Annotated in this window: 13 protein-coding genes and 1 tRNA gene; 10 read left to right on the forward strand and 4 right to left on the reverse strand. The window is 57.0% G+C overall.

Features of this window, described 5'->3' with window-relative positions; translation table 11 throughout:
* The first annotated feature begins 174 nt into the window (after window positions 1–174).
* A tRNA-Leu gene (locus ACOYNV_RS12590) sits at window positions 175–292 on the forward strand.
* Window positions 293–624: 332 nt separating this feature from the next.
* On the opposite strand, the gene ACOYNV_RS12595 is transcribed toward ACOYNV_RS12590, so the two are convergent.
* Window positions 625–798 carry a hypothetical protein gene (locus ACOYNV_RS12595; RefSeq protein WP_422900131.1) on the reverse strand — a complete coding sequence of 58 codons (174 nt, stop codon included), beginning with the start codon at window positions 796–798 and terminating at the stop codon, window positions 625–627.
* Between the two features lie 134 nt (window positions 799–932).
* On the opposite strand from ACOYNV_RS12595, the gene ACOYNV_RS12600 reads away from it, so the two are divergent.
* From ACOYNV_RS12600 to ACOYNV_RS12620, 5 genes are all read left to right on the forward strand, one after another.
* Window positions 933–4,109: a response regulator gene (locus ACOYNV_RS12600; protein ID WP_422900132.1), complete on the forward strand. Its 3,177-nt coding sequence runs from the start codon at window positions 933–935 to the stop codon at window positions 4,107–4,109.
* Window positions 4,102–4,572: a GxxExxY protein gene (locus ACOYNV_RS12605; RefSeq protein WP_422900133.1), complete on the forward strand. Its 471-nt coding sequence runs from the start codon at window positions 4,102–4,104 to the stop codon at window positions 4,570–4,572. Before ACOYNV_RS12600 ends, ACOYNV_RS12605 begins: the two co-directional genes overlap by 8 nt.
* Window positions 4,569–4,925, forward strand: a complete 357-nt coding sequence (locus ACOYNV_RS12610) for a hypothetical protein (RefSeq protein ID WP_422900134.1) — start codon at window positions 4,569–4,571, stop codon at window positions 4,923–4,925. Before ACOYNV_RS12605 ends, ACOYNV_RS12610 begins: the two co-directional genes overlap by 4 nt.
* A gap of 155 nt (window positions 4,926–5,080) precedes the next feature.
* Window positions 5,081–7,621 carry an ATP-binding protein gene (locus ACOYNV_RS12615; protein ID WP_422900135.1) on the forward strand — a complete coding sequence of 847 codons (2,541 nt, stop codon included), beginning with the start codon at window positions 5,081–5,083 and terminating at the stop codon, window positions 7,619–7,621.
* Window positions 7,622–7,638: 17 nt separating this feature from the next.
* Window positions 7,639–8,034 carry a response regulator gene (locus tag ACOYNV_RS12620; RefSeq protein ID WP_422900136.1) on the forward strand — a complete coding sequence of 132 codons (396 nt, stop codon included), beginning with the start codon at window positions 7,639–7,641 and terminating at the stop codon, window positions 8,032–8,034.
* Between the two features lie 343 nt (window positions 8,035–8,377).
* On the opposite strand, the gene ACOYNV_RS12625 is transcribed toward ACOYNV_RS12620, so the two are convergent.
* Window positions 8,378–8,677: a hypothetical protein gene (locus ACOYNV_RS12625; protein WP_422900137.1), complete on the reverse strand. Its 300-nt coding sequence runs from the start codon at window positions 8,675–8,677 to the stop codon at window positions 8,378–8,380.
* 42 nt (window positions 8,678–8,719) lie between these two features.
* On the opposite strand from ACOYNV_RS12625, the gene ACOYNV_RS12630 reads away from it, so the two are divergent.
* The 3 genes from ACOYNV_RS12630 to ACOYNV_RS12640 all read left to right on the forward strand — a co-directional run bounded on the left by ACOYNV_RS12630 (window position 8,720) and on the right by ACOYNV_RS12640 (window position 12,481).
* Entirely contained in the window at window positions 8,720–9,244 is a 525-nt protein-coding gene (locus ACOYNV_RS12630; protein ID WP_422900138.1) for a BCAM0308 family protein, read from the forward strand.
* A gap of 337 nt (window positions 9,245–9,581) precedes the next feature.
* Complete coding sequence (locus tag ACOYNV_RS12635; protein WP_422900139.1) at window positions 9,582–12,032, forward strand: ATP-binding protein; 2,451 nt, start codon at window positions 9,582–9,584, stop codon at window positions 12,030–12,032.
* A complete protein-coding gene (locus tag ACOYNV_RS12640; protein WP_422900140.1) occupies window positions 12,029–12,481 on the forward strand; it encodes a response regulator in 453 nt (150 codons plus the stop codon). The genes ACOYNV_RS12635 and ACOYNV_RS12640 overlap by 4 nt, the downstream gene beginning before the upstream one ends.
* A 118-nt stretch (window positions 12,482–12,599) precedes the next feature.
* Here ACOYNV_RS12640 and ACOYNV_RS12645 read toward each other — a convergent pair whose 3' ends face one another.
* Entirely contained in the window at window positions 12,600–13,700 is a 1,101-nt protein-coding gene (locus ACOYNV_RS12645) for a DnaJ C-terminal domain-containing protein (RefSeq protein ID WP_422900141.1), read from the reverse strand.
* Between the two features lie 218 nt (window positions 13,701–13,918).
* Window positions 13,919–14,443 carry a YbhB/YbcL family Raf kinase inhibitor-like protein gene (locus ACOYNV_RS12650; RefSeq protein WP_422900142.1) on the reverse strand — a complete coding sequence of 175 codons (525 nt, stop codon included), beginning with the start codon at window positions 14,441–14,443 and terminating at the stop codon, window positions 13,919–13,921.
* Between the two features lie 541 nt (window positions 14,444–14,984).
* Here ACOYNV_RS12650 and ACOYNV_RS12655 point away from each other — a divergent pair.
* Window positions 14,985–15,680 carry a hypothetical protein gene (locus ACOYNV_RS12655; protein WP_422900143.1) on the forward strand — a complete coding sequence of 232 codons (696 nt, stop codon included), beginning with the start codon at window positions 14,985–14,987 and terminating at the stop codon, window positions 15,678–15,680.
* Window positions 15,681–15,852: the final 172 nt, after the last annotated feature.

Raw genomic sequence — 15,852 nt, forward strand, 5'->3', positions numbered from 1 at the left:
GTTGTGCTGGAGCACATCGGTGCCTTGCGTTTACGTTCGGACATCGAGCGCAAACGGCTCGGTGGCTTGCCAGCCCTGGCGCGCAGTGAGTCATCGCCAGGCCGTGGTCTGTACACCGCAGAAACGACGCGGGCTACCTACCAGCAACTGGAGCAATTCGCCCGCCAGATTCTTGCGGCTGGCTACCCGGTGGTGGTCGATGCGGCCAGCCTCAAAAGCTGGCAACGGGAGATCTTCCGCAGTCTGGCCGGAACACTGAACATCCCGTTCCGGATTCTCTCCTGCCGCGCCAGCGAATCCACGCTACGTCAGCGACTGGTCGCTCGTGAGCAAGCCGGCACCGATGCCTCGGAGGCCGGTATTGCCATCCTGCAGCATCAACTGCAATACCACGACCCCTTATCCTCTGCCGAACAGCAAGCGTCGATCCTGTTCGACAGCGGGCACGATGCACTGGACGACTTCCTGCAACGTATCGAGCAGCAAGCTCCTTGATCCTGAAAACCTCGGTCTATCCACGAAAATCACGAAAGACAGCGCGTAGCCTCCCTGAAGAGGGACGAACAAAATCAACAGCTTGATGTATTTTTTCTATTCACCCTTTGGGTGGCGATCTTCAGCTTGTTATCTCCTTGCTTCTTTTCGTGGTTTTGGTGTTTTTCGTGGACGAACTGCTTTTTCTAAGTTGATGAAAACCAGGGGCAGCAGGTATTGCATCATCGCCTCGGGGATCAGCGCTTGATTCTCCTTAATACCTCCCAATGAGGATGCAAATCCGGTAAGCTCAGCCATCGTCATAGACACGACTGCACGGTGTTCTTGCGAATCGGATATCTATGTGTTTGCCGACCTACTGCTTGCCCAAACCCCTCTGCGCCTTTTTGGGCGATGGATTTTGAATATTTTCACACCCGCTCAGGTGAGATGAGTCAATGAAATTTCTGCAAAAGCTGTGGCCGCGCAACTTGAGGGCACGTCTGCTGCTGGTGCTGATTCCCATCGTCGGGCTTTCCATCGGCGGTCTTGGCCATTTCCTCACACTGGGGGCGGAGAAGGCCATTCTTGCGGAAAAGCATGAGCACCTGTTGGGCGTCACCCGCCTGATGCTTTCCCAATTCGAGGCCCGTGGTGGTTATCGCCAGGTGAAGTCCGGCGATCAGGAAACGCTGGCAGAGCGCGCCGCCCAGATCAAGGCGCTGAATATCGCCCTGGCTCCTTACACCGACGAAGTGGCTGCCGCTTTTCCCGGCATCGGAGTCGGTTACTACCATCGTCGGCTGGATGCCATCCTCACCTACGGCCCTAGTGCCGAATACGGCAACAAGGTAGGCATCTCCATTGCCGCCAATCACCCCGGCAGGAAGGTCATGGAAACGGGCGAAGCTGCCGTCGAGAGCGCCTTTCTGGTGCGTGGCAATATCCTGAATGCGATGACGCCGATTCGGGAAAACGACACGGTGGTCGGCTACATCTGGGCCAACCAGTTGATCGATACGATCATGGCCGAGATCAAGCAAATGCGGCTCACGGTTTATACCTTTACCTCGCTGATGCTGGCGGCGGCCATGTTGCTTGTCTTTGTCGTGGCGACGCGCCTCACCCGGGACGTAGCCACCATCAAGGATGGTCTGCGAAGGATCGGCAGCGACCTGTCCCAGCGCATTTCGCCCCTGCCCGGAGAGACCGGGGAAATTGCCAGCGCCGTGAATGCCCTCACCGCCTCGCTGGAAGTGGCCCGTGACGTGGAAAGGCAAGCCGCTGAAAACGCCCTTCAGCATAGCGAGGGAACCCTGCGCGCGGCGATTGACGCCATTGACGAGGCCTTTGTCATCTATGACGAAAACGACCGGCTGATCTTCTGCAACGACCGCTGTCGCGAAGTATTTCCGCTCACCGCCGATCTGATGGTGCCCGGCAGCAGTTTTGAGGAAATCGCTCGCGCCAGCGCTCAGTGCGGGGAATACCCCGAAGCCCTGGGGCGTGAGGAAGCGTGGGTTGCCGAAGTGCTCCGCCGTCACCGTTCCGGCGAGGAGGCGCGAGAAATTCTCACCTCCTCCGGTCGCTGGCTGCGCGTGATCGACCGGCACACGCCGAACGGCCATATCGTCGGTTTCCGCGTCGATGTGACCGACCTGCGCCAGGCGCGGGAAGCGGCCGAAGCGGCCAACAACGCAAAAAGCATGTTCGTGGCCAACATGTCGCACGAAATTCGCACCCCGATGAACGGCATCCTGGGCATGACGGAATTGCTGCTGACCACGCATCTCGACGAGGAACAGCTGGATTTTGCCGAAACGGCCAAGCAGAGTGCTCAGGCCCTGCTCGGCATCATCAACGACATCCTCGACTTCTCGAAGATCGATGCCGGCAAGCTGGACATCGAAACCCTGGATTTCGACCTGCGTGTCCTGCTCAACGAAGTCAGCACCCTGCTTGCCCTGCGCGCCGAGGAAAAGGGCATCGAATTCATCAGCCTGATGGACCCGGTAGCGCCGACCCGCCTGCGTGGCGACCCGGGACGTCTGCGCCAGATCTTGCTGAACCTGATCGGCAACGCCATCAAGTTCACCCCCGAGGGCGAGGTGGTCGTTAGCGTCAGCGTTGAAAAAGAGGGCGAGCCGACACGACTGCGCTTCGAAATCCGCGACAGTGGCATCGGCATCCCGCCGGAGCAACTGTCGCAACTGTTCTCCCCGTTCACCCAGGCCGAGACGTCCACCAGCCGACACTTTGGTGGAACCGGGCTGGGGCTGTCGATCTGCAAGCGTCTGGTTGAATTGATGGGCGGCGAAATCGGCGTTACCAGCACCCCCGGCGCCGGTTCCAGCTTCTGGTTCGTGCTGCCCTTCACTGAACAGGAGGCGCAAGAAACGCAAGCGGAGCCGTTGCCAGCCGTGCTGGCCGGCAAGCGCATTCTGGTGGTTGATGACAATGCCACCAATCTCATGCTGATTCGCATGCTGCTGGAAAACTGGCAATGCGTCGTCCTCACTGCCTATAGCGGCGAAGCGGCGCTGCAACTGTTGCAGCAGGAAAGCGCCGCCGGCAGAACGCTGGACGCGGTACTCATCGATATGGTCATGCCTGGCATGAACGGCGAAACCCTCGGTGAGCGCATCAAGGCCGATCCGGCGCTGGCCCATTTTCCGCTGATGCTGCTCACCTCGGTGGCCATGCTCGGCGATGCCGAACGACTGCTGGCCGCCGGTTTTACCGCCTATCTGCCGAAACCGGTGCGTGGCGATCTGCTGGAGCGGGCGCTGCTCAGCATGCTGGGCAAGGCGCGTGCTGATACGCCGCAACTGATCACCCGCCACCAGTTGAAAGAAGAGGAGCATTGCGCGCATATCCTGCTGGTCGAAGACAACGCCATCAACCAGAAGCTCGCGACCGCGCTGCTCCGGCGGCAGGGGCATCAGGTGGAGGTCGCTGGCAATGGGCAGGAAGCACTCGCCGCCCTGGCAGTCCGTGATTTCGACATGGTGTTGATGGACTGCCGCATGCCGGTGATGGATGGCTTTGCGGCGACGCGCGCCATTCGTGATGGCGAGGCCTCCGTGCGCGATCGGCAGATCCCGATCATCGCCATGACCGCCGACGCCATGGAAGGCGACCGCGAACGGGTGCTGGCGATCGGCATGGACGACTACCTGAGCAAGCCCATCGACGCCGCCAGACTGGAAGAAACCATCCGCCGCTGGCTGGGCGCTCAAGGCCAATCCCCCATCGTCAGCGAACCCGTCGCCGCCGTCTCGGCGGAAGGTGTCTGCGCCTTCGACGCGCAAGCGCTGATCGAGCAAATGGATGGCGATCAGGAGATGGCCATCAGTATCCTGCCGGAGATCATCCAGGCGCTATTCACCGAAACCGAGGCACTGTTCAAAGCCCTCAACGACGGCAATGTGGACGCCGCATCGCTTGCGGCGCATACCGCCAAGGGCCTGGCCGGCAGCGCCTGCAGCCCGGCCACCATGATTCTGGCCCGAGCCCTGGAGGAAGCGGCTCGCAACGGTGATTTCAACCAGGTCAGGCGGCAGCTTCCGTTCTGGGAAATAGCCCTGCGCGATCTGGCCGACAATGTGCGGGACTGGATGGCCAAGCATGACTAAGGGGGACTCGCCAGAAGCTGATTTTTCAAATGCCAAAAGTGGCGATTCTGTCCACGAAAAGCACGAAAGGCACGAAAGAAAAATCGAAGGGGAAATTTGGCACAGGGAAGAGTGCTATCAGATACAAGGCGCAATATTTGACGTGTATCGGGAAATGGGTTGTGGTTTTCTTGAGGCTGTCTATCAAGAGTGCACTGAAAAGGAGTTTTCAAAACGCGGGATTCAATTTGTTGCACACCAGGAACTGAAGCTTTTCTATAAAGGTGAGATGTTGCAGCAAACTTTTATTCCAGACTTTGTCTGTAATGAATCCATCATTGTTGAACTCAAAGCACTTTCTGTGATAACGGGCGCGCACAAGGCGCAGGTGTTGAACTACCTGAAAGCAACAGGACTGCGTTTAGGGCTATTAGTGAACTTCGGTTGTTATCCGAAAGCAACCGTTGAACGGATTGTGCTATGAAAATTTTTCGTGCCTTTCGTGTTTTTCGTGGACTGTGCTTATCTTTGGCTGATAGGTTTTTTTCTGGTTATTTTCCAATTCGCCAGGCTTCTCGAATATTGGTATCAAAATGGCTGCAAACCGCATGGATAGGCAATCTACAGGCCATAGGCCTGAACAGTGGCGTATTCATTGGTTCTTGGCTATGCATGCTTGTAGAACGCCATCTGGAGCGGCTTGCAGCGATGATGATTAAATCTCAGAAAAAACAGTTCGTCCACGAAAAACACCAAAAGCACGAAAAGAATCAAGGAGATAATATGCTGAAGATCGCCACCCAAAGGGTGAATAGAGAAAATACATCAAGCTGTTGATTATGTTCGTCCCTCTTCAGGGAGGCTACGCGCTGTATTTCGTGATTTTCGTGGATAGACTGAGATTTTCAGATTAACACCGATCAGAACACAAAATGGAAATCGGCACCCCGGTATTCCCTGGCAGAAACGGCAAATGGAGGCAGGTCAAAATAATGATGAAAATCCCGCAATTATTCGAGCGGATGGGGATTCGTGCCAAGCTGATCCTGATCTTCGTTGCCATCAAGGTGGTGCCGCTGGTGTTGCTTGCATGGTATGCCTGGCAGGCGGCGCAGGGGCTGGGCGAAGGGGTTTCGTCACGGGCGCTGGAGATGGCCGACGCCATGCGCGTCACCCAGCAGCAGACCGGCAAGACCGCCAACGACGACGCCGTGCGCGCACTCGACGAGCGTTCGCGCGAGGCCATCGAATCGCTGACCACCGATCTGGCGCGGCAGGTGGCCGACTTCCTGTACGACCGCGACAAGGAAGTGCTGCAGGCTTCCGCTCTTGATCCTTCCGAGGCCGCCTATCGCCGCTTCCTCGCCGGGCACACGCGCGAACTCTACGAACACGGCAAGTACGTGCCGACCGTCGACGGCAAGGGCTGGATGCCGCTTGATCCGTTCCGGGCCACGAATCCGGTTCGACCTCCATTGCCGGACAATGCCAAGGACTTCCACACCCGCCTTCCGGAAAATTACGGAGACAAAAAGCTGCAGCCGCTGTTTCTCGAAATGAGCTTCATCGACGTCGGCGGCATGGAAAAGGTGAAGGTTCAGCAGGGCGACCTGCTCAAGCCGGGGCTGCGCGATGTCAGCCGGCGCGAGAACACTTTCGTCAAGGCCGAAACCTACTGGCCGGAACTGAAAAAACTCAAGGCTGGCGAGATTTTCGTATCCGAAGTGATCGGCCCCTACGTTCGTACGCAGTGGATCGGTCCGTACACCAAGGCCAGGGCGGAGGAGTTGAAGAAACCCTTTACGCCCGAAGAATCCGGTTACGCCGGGCTGGAGAACCCGGTTGGCAAGCATTTCCGGGGCATCGTGCGCTGGGCGACGCCGGTCGAGAAGGGCGGGCGCATCGTCGGTTACGTGACGCTGGCGCTCGACCACGCGCACCTGATGGCCTTCAGCAATGGCGTTCGGCCGACCCCGGATCGCTTTGCCCCGATCGCCGACCCGGCGTCCGGTAACTATGCTTTCATCTGGGATCAGAAGAGCCGCTCGATCTCGCATCCGCGCGACTACTTCATCGTCGGCTACGACCCGGAAACCGGCCAGCCGGCACCGCCCTGGATGGACGGCGAGTTGTGGACTGAATGGAAAACCAGCAGCAAGCCCTGGCACGAATTCCAGCCGACGGTGCCGCCATTCCGCGACCAGTCACTCAAACGCAAGCCGGCGCCGGAGTCCGGCAAGTCCGGCAGCGTTGCCCTCGACTGCCGCTACCTCAACTTCTCGCCGCAGTGCCACGGCTGGGATGCGCTCACCGAGAACGGCGGCTCGGGTTCCTTCGTCATTTTCTTCTCCGGGCTGTGGAAGCTGACAACAGCCGCAACGATTCCCTATTACACCGGTCAGTACGGCGCCAGCAAACGCGGTTTTGGTTATGTGACGATCGGCGCCAACGTCGACGACTTCCACAAGGCTGCCACCGAGTCGGGCCAGCGCATCGATACGCTGATCGCCAGCGCCGACGGCAAACTCAAACAGGAACGCGAGGGCCTGCAAAGCGCCATCGGCGAACATCTGGCCAGCACCGCTTTCGGCCTCACCGCGTCGACGCTGGTGATGATCGTGCTGGTGATCGCCATCGCCATCTGGATGGCCGGCGTACTCACCAGTCGCATCACCGAAATGGGCGGCGGCATTCGCCGCTTCCAGGGCGGCGATCTGGCGCATCGCCTGAAAGTGCGCGGCGAAGACGAGATGGCCGATCTGGCGAAGTCCTTCAACCTGATGGCCAACGATGTGCAGCATTCCTTCGGCCGCCTGGAGGAAGCGCGCAGTTCGGCCGAAGAAGCCAACCGCATGAAGAGCGAATTCCTGGCCAACATGTCGCACGAATTGCGCACGCCGCTCAACGGCATCCTCGGCTTTGCAGAGTTGCTCGAAACCGAACTCGAAGATCCGACGCAACGCGAATATGCACAGACCATCCGGGTCAGCGGCGAGCATCTGCTCAGCCTGGTCACCGACGTTCTCGACCTGGCCAAGATTGAAGCCGGGCGCATGGACTTCAATCTGACTACTGTCGATCTGCCTGATCTGCTGGGCGGTGTGGTCGCCGTGCAGCGCGGGCATGCGCAGAAGAAAAACCTGTCGCTCGAACTGATCCCGGCCGGGATGCCGCCAGCGGTATTTGCCGATGGTGCGCGACTGCGCCAGGTTCTGCTCAATCTGACCAGCAATGCGCTGAAGTTCACCGAGCAGGGTGGCGTAACGCTGCGTGCCGTAAGTGAAGGCGAGCGCGTACGCATCGAGGTGCAGGACACCGGCGTTGGCATCCGGCCGGAAGATCAGGAACTTGTCTTCGAGAAGTTCCGTCAGAGCGAAACCTTTGCCACGCGTTGCCATGAGGGTACCGGGCTTGGGTTGACACTGGCCAAGCAACTGGTTGAACACATGGGCGGCGAGATCGGCGTAACATCGACGCCAGGCGTTGGTTCGATTTTTCATGTCGTACTGCCCGCAGCAAACGAGAAAGCGTAAACGAAATGACATCAGCGATGACAGCAACTCCGACGACAGGCACTCCCAGGAGCGTACTGGTGGTAGATGACGTGATGGTCAACCGCAGGTTGGCGGTAGCCATCTTCCACAAACTGGGCTGGCAATGCTCCGAGGTGGACGGCGGGAATGCCGCCCTCAACTGGCTTCGCAGCAATCCCGCCGTCGATCTTGTATTGCTCGACATCCGCATGCCCGACCTCAACGGCGAAGAAGTTTGCCGGGAGCTGCGCAGCGACCCCGCTTTCGCCACCTTGCCCATCGTGGCTTACACCGCACACGCCATGCAGATGGATATCGATCGTTTTCTGGCCAACGGCTTCAATGAAGTGCTGATCAAACCGATTTCCGTGCAGGGCCTGAGAGATCTGGTCACCGAACTGTTTCCCGACTGAGAGCCTGTGAAAATATCAAGAATCCACCGCAGAGCCGCAAAGGTGACCGAAGGAAATGCAGAGCCGCAGAGAAAACGCAGAGTAACCCCATTGTTTTTAAAGGTTTTCTCTGCGAAACCTTTGCGACTCTGCGCCTCTGCGGTGGGTGTTCAGGTATTTTTTCACAGCCTCTGAGCGCTTTGCAAAATTCAGGCATTCCTTCACAGTCGCTGACTCGGCTAGCTCCAGGAGCATGCAAATACATGATTCCTGGTAATCTTTTTATACCCATTCAGGTATTCATTTTTGCCGGTAGCGATTCTATAATTTTCCTATAACGCACGCGTCCTGATCCTGTTGTTGATCAAAGGCGAACCGCTCGGGAAAGACCCGAATAATTCATCCCCTTTTGATAAAGGGCAAGCGCGCCAAGGCGCGTTTTTTTGTTTGCGGGCATCTGCGCAAGCGCAACTTGCCAGGCACTCATCAACCTAGAAAAAGCAGTTCGTCCACGAAAAACACCAAAAGCACGAAAAGAATCAAGGAGATAATAAGCTGAAGATCGCCACCCAAAGGGTGAATAGAGAAAATACATCAAGCTGTTGATTTTGTTCGTGTCTTTCGTGATTTTCGTGGATAGACTGAGGTTTTTAGGATCAAGCATGGCAACCCGAAACCGTTCTTTTCAATGAATAAGGAGAAGGTTATGAACCTCGACTCATCCTCTGCCGAATTACAGCGCAGATTCAAGTCTGTTCGTCGCAACCAGTTGATCGAGGATAGCGAGCACGACAGTTACAGATTGCAGCAAAAGCCAGCCGAACCGTCGGTTTGTCCCGACTGCGGTGCCATTTTTCATGCAGGCCGCTGGCAATGGGGCAATCGTCAGCCCGAATCGGCAGAAGTGGTCTGCCCGGCTTGCCTCCGTATTCGCGATCAATTCCCTGCCGGCTACCTGCATATTCGCGGCGCGTTCTTCTCGGCACACCGTGGCGAAATTCTCAGTCTGCTCCAGCATCATGCGGAAAGGGTCCGGGAAGAACACGCCCTGGCGCGTATCATAAACATCAAGGATGAGGACGAGGGGCGCGAGGACGGCATTCTCGTTACCACCACCGATATCCACCTCGCGCGCACTCTGGGCGAAGCCCTGCACCATGCCTATAAAGGCGATCTGGATTTCCACTACAACGAAGCTGAAACCCTGTTGCGGATACATTGGCGGCGCTAATGCTTGGCAGTGTTCCATGAGGACGTTGTCGCTGCCTTCGGAAATTGCCAAGCGCCAAGGTTATATTGGCCCGAGGCCGGCTTGGACGCCCTTCGGGCTGTCTCGTTGAAATTACCCGGAATGCAGTATTGAAAAATCCCGGTTTCCGTGTAATCTCATACGTCATTAATTGTCTGGCGATGCAGTAGCAGGATTAACGGCAGTTTGTCCCTCAGCCATTGGTCAGAGACAAGTGCTTTTGAACCATCATTCCGGGTCAAGCCCGGAATGATGGTTTTTCAGTCTTGTGATCCTGTCTTCAACAACATCAACCGCATCAATATGGGGATAAACCAGCATGTTTTCTGCCTATCTCTCGCGGCAGTCACTCAAAACCAGAATCACACTCGCCATGCTGGCTATTGTTCTGTCGAGCTTGTGGTCGCTGTCGTTTTACGCCAGCCAGATGCTGCGCACGGACATCGAGCGTCTAATAAACGAGCAACAGTTATCTGCCGTGCCCGTGGTCGCCGCGCCGGTTAATACCGAACTCAACAGCCGGCTCTACACACTGGAAAATGTGCCTGGCTTGCCCAGTGGAACCCTGCGCGAGGTGTCGGCTGCAACGCAGAGCAGGTCCCAGTACATGTCGGCCGTATTGCCAGCCGAAGAAGTCTTTGCCACGATCCGCAACATGCAGCAGCACCTGCTGCTGGCCACCCTCTTCCTGACGCTGCTGGCGGGTGGGCTGACCTGGTGGGTGATAAGAGGCCAATTTTCGCCGCTGCTGGCTACCGTGAAAATAGTGGCTGAAACGCCGGATACCAGTAGCCCCCTGCCGCACTTTTCCAGCGCCAGGCGAGACGAAACCGGACAACTCATCGGTGCCTTCAACCGTTTGCTGGAAGCCCTGGGAAAGCGGGAATCGGCTTTGCAGGCAAGCGAGGCACGCTTTAACATTCTGTTACAGGATATTCCCGGAGTCGTCTATCAATTCCAGGTGATGCCGAAGGGGGAATGGGTTTTCCTTTACGTCAGTCCTTGGGTAATGAGCCTTTACGAAGTGTCGCCAGAAGAAGCCTGCGCTGATCACGACGCAATGATTCAGTGCATCATTCCGGAGGACAGAGCATCGTATCGGGAATCCATCGGGCACTCTCTAAGAACACTTACCCCCTGGCTGCACGAGCACCGTATTCGCACAATGAGTGGCTCGCTCAAATGGGTGCGCGGCCAGGCCGTGCCGGAAGTCAAGGCGGACGGAAGCGTGTTGTGGAACGGCATCCTCGTCGAGATTACGCTGCAGAGGCAAGCCGAAGAGGCCTTGCGGCAGCGCGTGCATTTTCAAAATGAGTTGTTCGATAACATTCCATTCATGCTCTGGCTGAAGGATGAGCAAAGTCACTTCCTGGCCGTAAATAAGGCATTTGCTGCCGGCATTGGGTGGCCGTCGGCACAATCATTGATTGGCAAGAATGACCTGGATATTGCACCGCCAGAAATGGCGGCACTTTACCGGGCTGATGACCTGTCCGTATTGGCCAGCGGCACCAGCAAGCAGGTCGAAGAATTGAAGAGAACAGACGGGCAGCAACAATGGTTCGAAACCTATAAATCTCCTCTCGTGATCGATGGTCGCATTGTCGGCACAGTCGGATTTTCCTGTGACATCACCTTGCGAAAGCGCAACGAAGCGGCATTGATCGCGGCCATGACCGAATCCGAAAAAGCCAATCATTCCAAGTCGCGCTTTCTGGCGGCGGCGAGTCATGACCTGCGGCAGCCGCTCTCGGCGCTCTCGCTGTATGTTGGTGTACTGAAGAGTCGTTCCACGCCGGAGAACGCCAAACTGGTGGGCAGCATTCTGGATTGCGTCGATAGCCTGTCTGCTCTGCTTACTGATCTGCTCGACGTCAGCAAACTGGACGCAGGCGTGGTCATCCCCAAACTGACCGATTTTCCTCTCGACGAGTTGCTGACTTCGCTTGTTACCGTCCATTCCGCCGAAGCCGGGCTGAAGGGCTTGCGCCTTCGCACGCGCAGTACTGGCGCCTTTGTGCGTACCGATCAGATCCTGTTGCGTCGGGTGCTCGGCAACCTCGTGGACAACGCCCTGCGCTATACCGAGAAAGGCGGCGTGCTGATCGGCTGCCGGCGCCATCAGGGCAAACTGTGGGTCGAAGTCTGGGATAGCGGCATCGGTATTGCTGAGGACCAGACCGAATACGTTTATGAAGAGTTCAGGCAGCTTGGTGATGATGCACGAAACCGGGGCAGTGGCCTGGGTCTGGCGATCGTGGCCAAGACCGCAAAATTGCTTGGCCTGCAGATCCGTCTGCGCTCACGGCCCGGTCGTGGCTCGATGTTCGCCATCGAACTCCCGCCGGGCCGGGTGGTTGCACCTGCGCTTTCGTGGGACCAGCGATTTGCTGATAGATCGCTCAGGATCGGTGTGGTTGAAGACAATGCCAAAGTCCTGGGGGCGCTGGTTCTTGCGCTGGAGGATGCCGGTCATGAAGTGGTGGCGGCGACGACCGGTGCGGAACTTATGGCAGGCCTTAGCGAGCGGAGGCCGGATATCGTGATTTCGGATTACCGTCTGGCCGACCATGAGACCGGATTTGATGTGATCCAGAACGTAAAGAATGTTTTTGGCCATGATCTGCCCGCGCTAATCATTACCGGTGACACCGACCCGGCGCTGATCCGCAGCATGGCCGACCGGGGCATCGCGGTGTATTACAAACCGCTGCAGATTGAATTATTCCGGGTATTCATCAGGGAAGTGGCAGAACGGAGAGCGTCATGAAATTGCGCGTCTTGCTGGCCGATGACCACATGCTATTCCGCACGGCGCTGCGCATGGTCCTGGAATTGGCCCCCGATATCGAAGTCGTCGGCGAAGCGGCGGACGGCCTCAGCGTGCTCAAGGCCGTTGGCGAGTGCAACCCGGATGTGGTGTGCATGGACCTGAGCATGCCCAATCTGGACGGCATTGAAGCGACACGACAGCTTCTGGCCATCTATCCCCAAGTGAAGGTCATCGGCCTGTCCGCCCATGTCGAACCGCAGCGGGTTGCCCAGATGATCAATGCCGGCGCACTTGGCTACGTCCTCAAGATGGACGTCGGCAGCGAGTTACTTCCGGCCATTCGCTCCGTGAGCCGAAATCAGACCTATCTCAGCACCGAACTCGGCCTTCAGGGCGTTACCGACCTGGCAAAGTATGCAATGCAGGTCGGCGACGCGGGCCAGTGAGAGCGCGCTTCGCTTATCCACCCTACGGGCTGCCAATTCATGCGGGTCACAGGAGGGTTGTTGTCGCAGGCTCGCGATCATCGAACTGCCGCTGTTCAACCCCTGCAAAAATCAAATTTCAACCGCAATTTCCCCTCACCCCTGACTCTTCACGCAATTGCTTCCGCATCCTTTCACTGCCGGTTTTCTCCAGAGCACGCAGCCGTTCGTAGAGTTTTCGTTCTTTCTGCGACAGTTTTTCCGGCATTTGCACCATCAGGTGCAAAAACAAATCACCGCGCCGGTCGCTGCCGAATTCGGGCAGGCCTTTGTCTTTCAGACGCAGGACGGTGCCGGATTGAGTGCCGGGTGGAATGTGCACGCTGGCGGGGCCTTCCAGGGCCGGTACTTGCCACGTGGCGCCGAGCACGGCATCGGTCAAGGCGATGGTTTCCCGGCGGACCAGGTCGGCGCCGCTACGTTCGAAGCGCGGATCGTGCCGCGTATGCACTACCACCAGCAGATCGCCGGCGTTGCCGCCGGCGTCGGGACTAGGCATTCCCTTGCCGGCAATGCGCAGCACCCTGTCTTCAGCAATGCCGGGCGGGATGTTTACCGTCAGGGTTTCTTCCAACTCGATCTGTCCGGTACCGCGACACTCCGCACAGGGTCGATCGATGATGCTGCCACACCCGAGACAAGTGGTGCACGGGCTGATCAGTTGCGTCACGAAATGCGGATCAACTCCGAGTTGGCTTTCGGTGATGAGCCCCGAGCCGTTGCAGACGTGGCATCTGCGGGCGGCGGTGCCGCCCTGGCCGCCTTTGCCCTGGCAGGCTGGGCAGGTGGCCGGATGGCTCAGGCGAACGGTCTCCTCGCCCCCGTGCGCTACCTGTTCCAGCGAGACGATGATGCTGACTTCGATATTCGTTCCCCGTTTTGGCACTTTAAGTGCTTGGCGGCCACTGATCAGTTCGTCGAAATTGATGCCACCAAACAGATCCTGTTCGCTGAAGGCAGCGACGCCGGGAAATCCGTAGGCATCGTATTTGCTGCGTTTCTTCGGGTCGGAGAGGACGGCATAGGCCTCGGCGACTTCCTTGAAACGATCTGAAACTCCTGGCTCCTTGTTGCGATCCGGGTGATATTTCATGGCGAGTGGGCGGAAAGCGTCCTTGATCGCCTTCAGACCGGCGTCTTTAGCGATGCCAAGAACGGCGTAGTAATCGCGCTGAGGCATATCAAGAATGGCAACACTCCCGGCTATCAGTCAAACAACAGCAAGCAGCAACGTGGCTAATTACGCAGCCACACTGCAATATATTATTTTCCCGCCCCCTAACGGGCATGGCTTTGCAAGGCGTCCCAAATTATGAAAGTCATGCCCGTTTCCCTCACCCCCGACCCCTCTCCCAGAGGGCGAGGGGAGGTTTGAGAGCCGCTAACGCGACTTTCACGCTAAACGCGCAACCGCTGGTACATGCCCGTCAGTTCGGTTTTGGCAACAACATGGCCTTGCATCGCTTTTTCCAGGGCGGGCCGGTCCGGGGTTTTCAAGTCCGGCAGCACCCTGTCCAGCGCGTAAAGCGTGTAGCGATAGCGATGTTTTCCACGTGGCGGGCAAGGCCCGCCGTAGCCGGTCCGGCCCCAGTCGTTCATTCCCTGCAGGCATCCCAGTGGCAGATCCTGGGTGGTCACCCCTTCTTCAAGATCACCGGAAAAGGGCGGAATGTTGTAAAGCAGCCAGTGCACCCAGGGCCTGTCGGGAGTCTCCGGGTCGGGTGCGTCGGGGTCGTCGACGATCAGAACGAGACTGTTCGCTCGCTCCGGAGGCCGCGTCCAGAAAAGCGGCGGTGACATATCCCAGCCATCGCAGGTGTAGCGCGCAGGAATCATGTTGTTGTCGCGAAATGATTCGGATACCAGTGTGAATCCCATAGCCGTCTCCTCGGTTACCGTGAAAGTCGTGTGAGCGATTCCCATCCCATCCTCATCCAGGAATCAAGCCTGCACGCTAAAGAAAGCCCCCTCTGATGGGCGTCGGCTGCTGCTTCGAATGATGATATAAGAATCGGTAATAAGCTTAAGTCTCAAACTTTTCGGCCTCAGCAAAAATACCCGCATGCAAGTATTTTGATTAAAGGTTTTCAGGGATTTAATCAGGGGCAGATTGCCGCTTCGGATTACATCCTTTCGCTTTCCGAGTCATGAAACAGGGTCCGCCGAGAGCCTGTGAAAATATCAAGAATCCACCGCAGAGGCGCAAAGGCGCAGAGAAAACGCAGAGTAACCCCATTATTTTTAAAGGTTTTCTCTGCGAAACCTTTGCGACTCTGCGCCTCTGCGGTGGGTGTTCAGGTATTTTTTCACAGCCTCTGAGGTGCTGGATAACGCTACTGGAGCAGAATTCGTACGGAAAATACAAAATCGTTGTCGAAATACAGTTCGAATACCAAAAAGCAGGTATCAATTTGAGCAGATTTGGGTATTCGTTAGCGCCGGGCAAGATTGTAGAATTTTGACCATGAAAGAATTTCTGCTTGCAATCCTGTTTGCCTTGATCCTCGCTGGTTGCGAAGGGCCAAAGGACAAGGTCGTGCCAAAGGTGATGGCGAAATGGGTAACGGAGTTGAAGCCCTCTATCGACAAACTCAGCGTGAACGACAGGAAGCTGTTTCTTGGTTTCCTGATGCGCGCAAAACTGGGTGAGGCGCTTGGCGAAAAGCCGATAGAAGAAGGGCTGACCATCGGCAAGATCATCGAACAGCAAAAAGCCTGGGTTGATGATGAAGTGAGGAAGGAAGTCGAAGCCAGATTAATGAATGGAAGATTTGAAGTAGAGCGCGCCGCGCTCAAGAAAGCCGTTGGCGACCTGCTGAACGTCACGGTCCTGGACCTCAGACTCGAAAAAAAGGGGCATGCCGAAAATCAGATCGTCAAACTCGGTTTCGAAAACAAGGGGCAGAAGGACATTCGCGGCATACGCGGCTCGATCCGATTCATCGACATCTTCGACAATGAAGTGGGCGTGGTCAGTGTCAGTTATGCCGATGGTTTGAAGGCTGGTGCTTCAGGCAGTTGGGCAGGAGCGCGCCGTTTCAACCGCTATCTCGAATCGCACCAGGCGCTCGCCAGTCTTGAACAGGGACAATACACATCGCGCTTCGATCCGGAAATGATCGTTTTCGCCGACGGACAAAAACTGGTCGTCAAACAGTGAGGTGACCAGGGTAATTTTTTCTGCCCGCTAACCCATTGATTTGCCGTCACCCCCACCGCCGTCATTCCGGGCTTGACCCGGAATCCAGACTCCTCCATCTGATCAAGATGTTAAAAAACCTGTTTGATAAACGAACTGGCTCTGCATTTCCTTCGGTCAGATTCCGGGTCAA

Origin of the sequence: Propionivibrio sp., assembly GCF_049316945.1 — a bacterium.
GTDB lineage: Bacteria > Pseudomonadota > Gammaproteobacteria > Burkholderiales > Rhodocyclaceae > Propionivibrio.

What these genes read in the sequence shown, in the direction of transcription:
- ACOYNV_RS12595 (WP_422900131.1), bottom strand. Translation starts at nt 798, where the DNA reads ATGACGATGGCTGAGCTTACCGGATTTGCATCCTCATTGGGAGGTATT.
- ACOYNV_RS12600 (WP_422900132.1), top strand. Translation starts at nt 933, where the DNA reads ATGAAATTTCTGCAAAAGCTGTGGCCGCGCAACTTGAGGGCACGTCTG.
- ACOYNV_RS12605 (WP_422900133.1), top strand. Translation starts at nt 4,102, where the DNA reads ATGACTAAGGGGGACTCGCCAGAAGCTGATTTTTCAAATGCCAAAAGT.
- ACOYNV_RS12610 (WP_422900134.1), top strand. Translation starts at nt 4,569, where the DNA reads ATGAAAATTTTTCGTGCCTTTCGTGTTTTTCGTGGACTGTGCTTATCT.
- ACOYNV_RS12615 (WP_422900135.1), top strand. Translation starts at nt 5,081, where the DNA reads ATGATGAAAATCCCGCAATTATTCGAGCGGATGGGGATTCGTGCCAAG.
- ACOYNV_RS12620 (WP_422900136.1), top strand. Translation starts at nt 7,639, where the DNA reads ATGACAGCAACTCCGACGACAGGCACTCCCAGGAGCGTACTGGTGGTA.
- ACOYNV_RS12625 (WP_422900137.1), bottom strand. Translation starts at nt 8,677, where the DNA reads ATGCTTGATCCTAAAAACCTCAGTCTATCCACGAAAATCACGAAAGAC.
- ACOYNV_RS12630 (WP_422900138.1), top strand. Translation starts at nt 8,720, where the DNA reads ATGAACCTCGACTCATCCTCTGCCGAATTACAGCGCAGATTCAAGTCT.
- ACOYNV_RS12635 (WP_422900139.1), top strand. Translation starts at nt 9,582, where the DNA reads ATGTTTTCTGCCTATCTCTCGCGGCAGTCACTCAAAACCAGAATCACA.
- ACOYNV_RS12640 (WP_422900140.1), top strand. Translation starts at nt 12,029, where the DNA reads ATGAAATTGCGCGTCTTGCTGGCCGATGACCACATGCTATTCCGCACG.
- ACOYNV_RS12645 (WP_422900141.1), bottom strand. Translation starts at nt 13,700, where the DNA reads ATGCCTCAGCGCGATTACTACGCCGTTCTTGGCATCGCTAAAGACGCC.
- ACOYNV_RS12650 (WP_422900142.1), bottom strand. Translation starts at nt 14,443, where the DNA reads ATGGGAATCGCTCACACGACTTTCACGGTAACCGAGGAGACGGCTATG.
- ACOYNV_RS12655 (WP_422900143.1), top strand. Translation starts at nt 14,985, where the DNA reads ATGAAAGAATTTCTGCTTGCAATCCTGTTTGCCTTGATCCTCGCTGGT.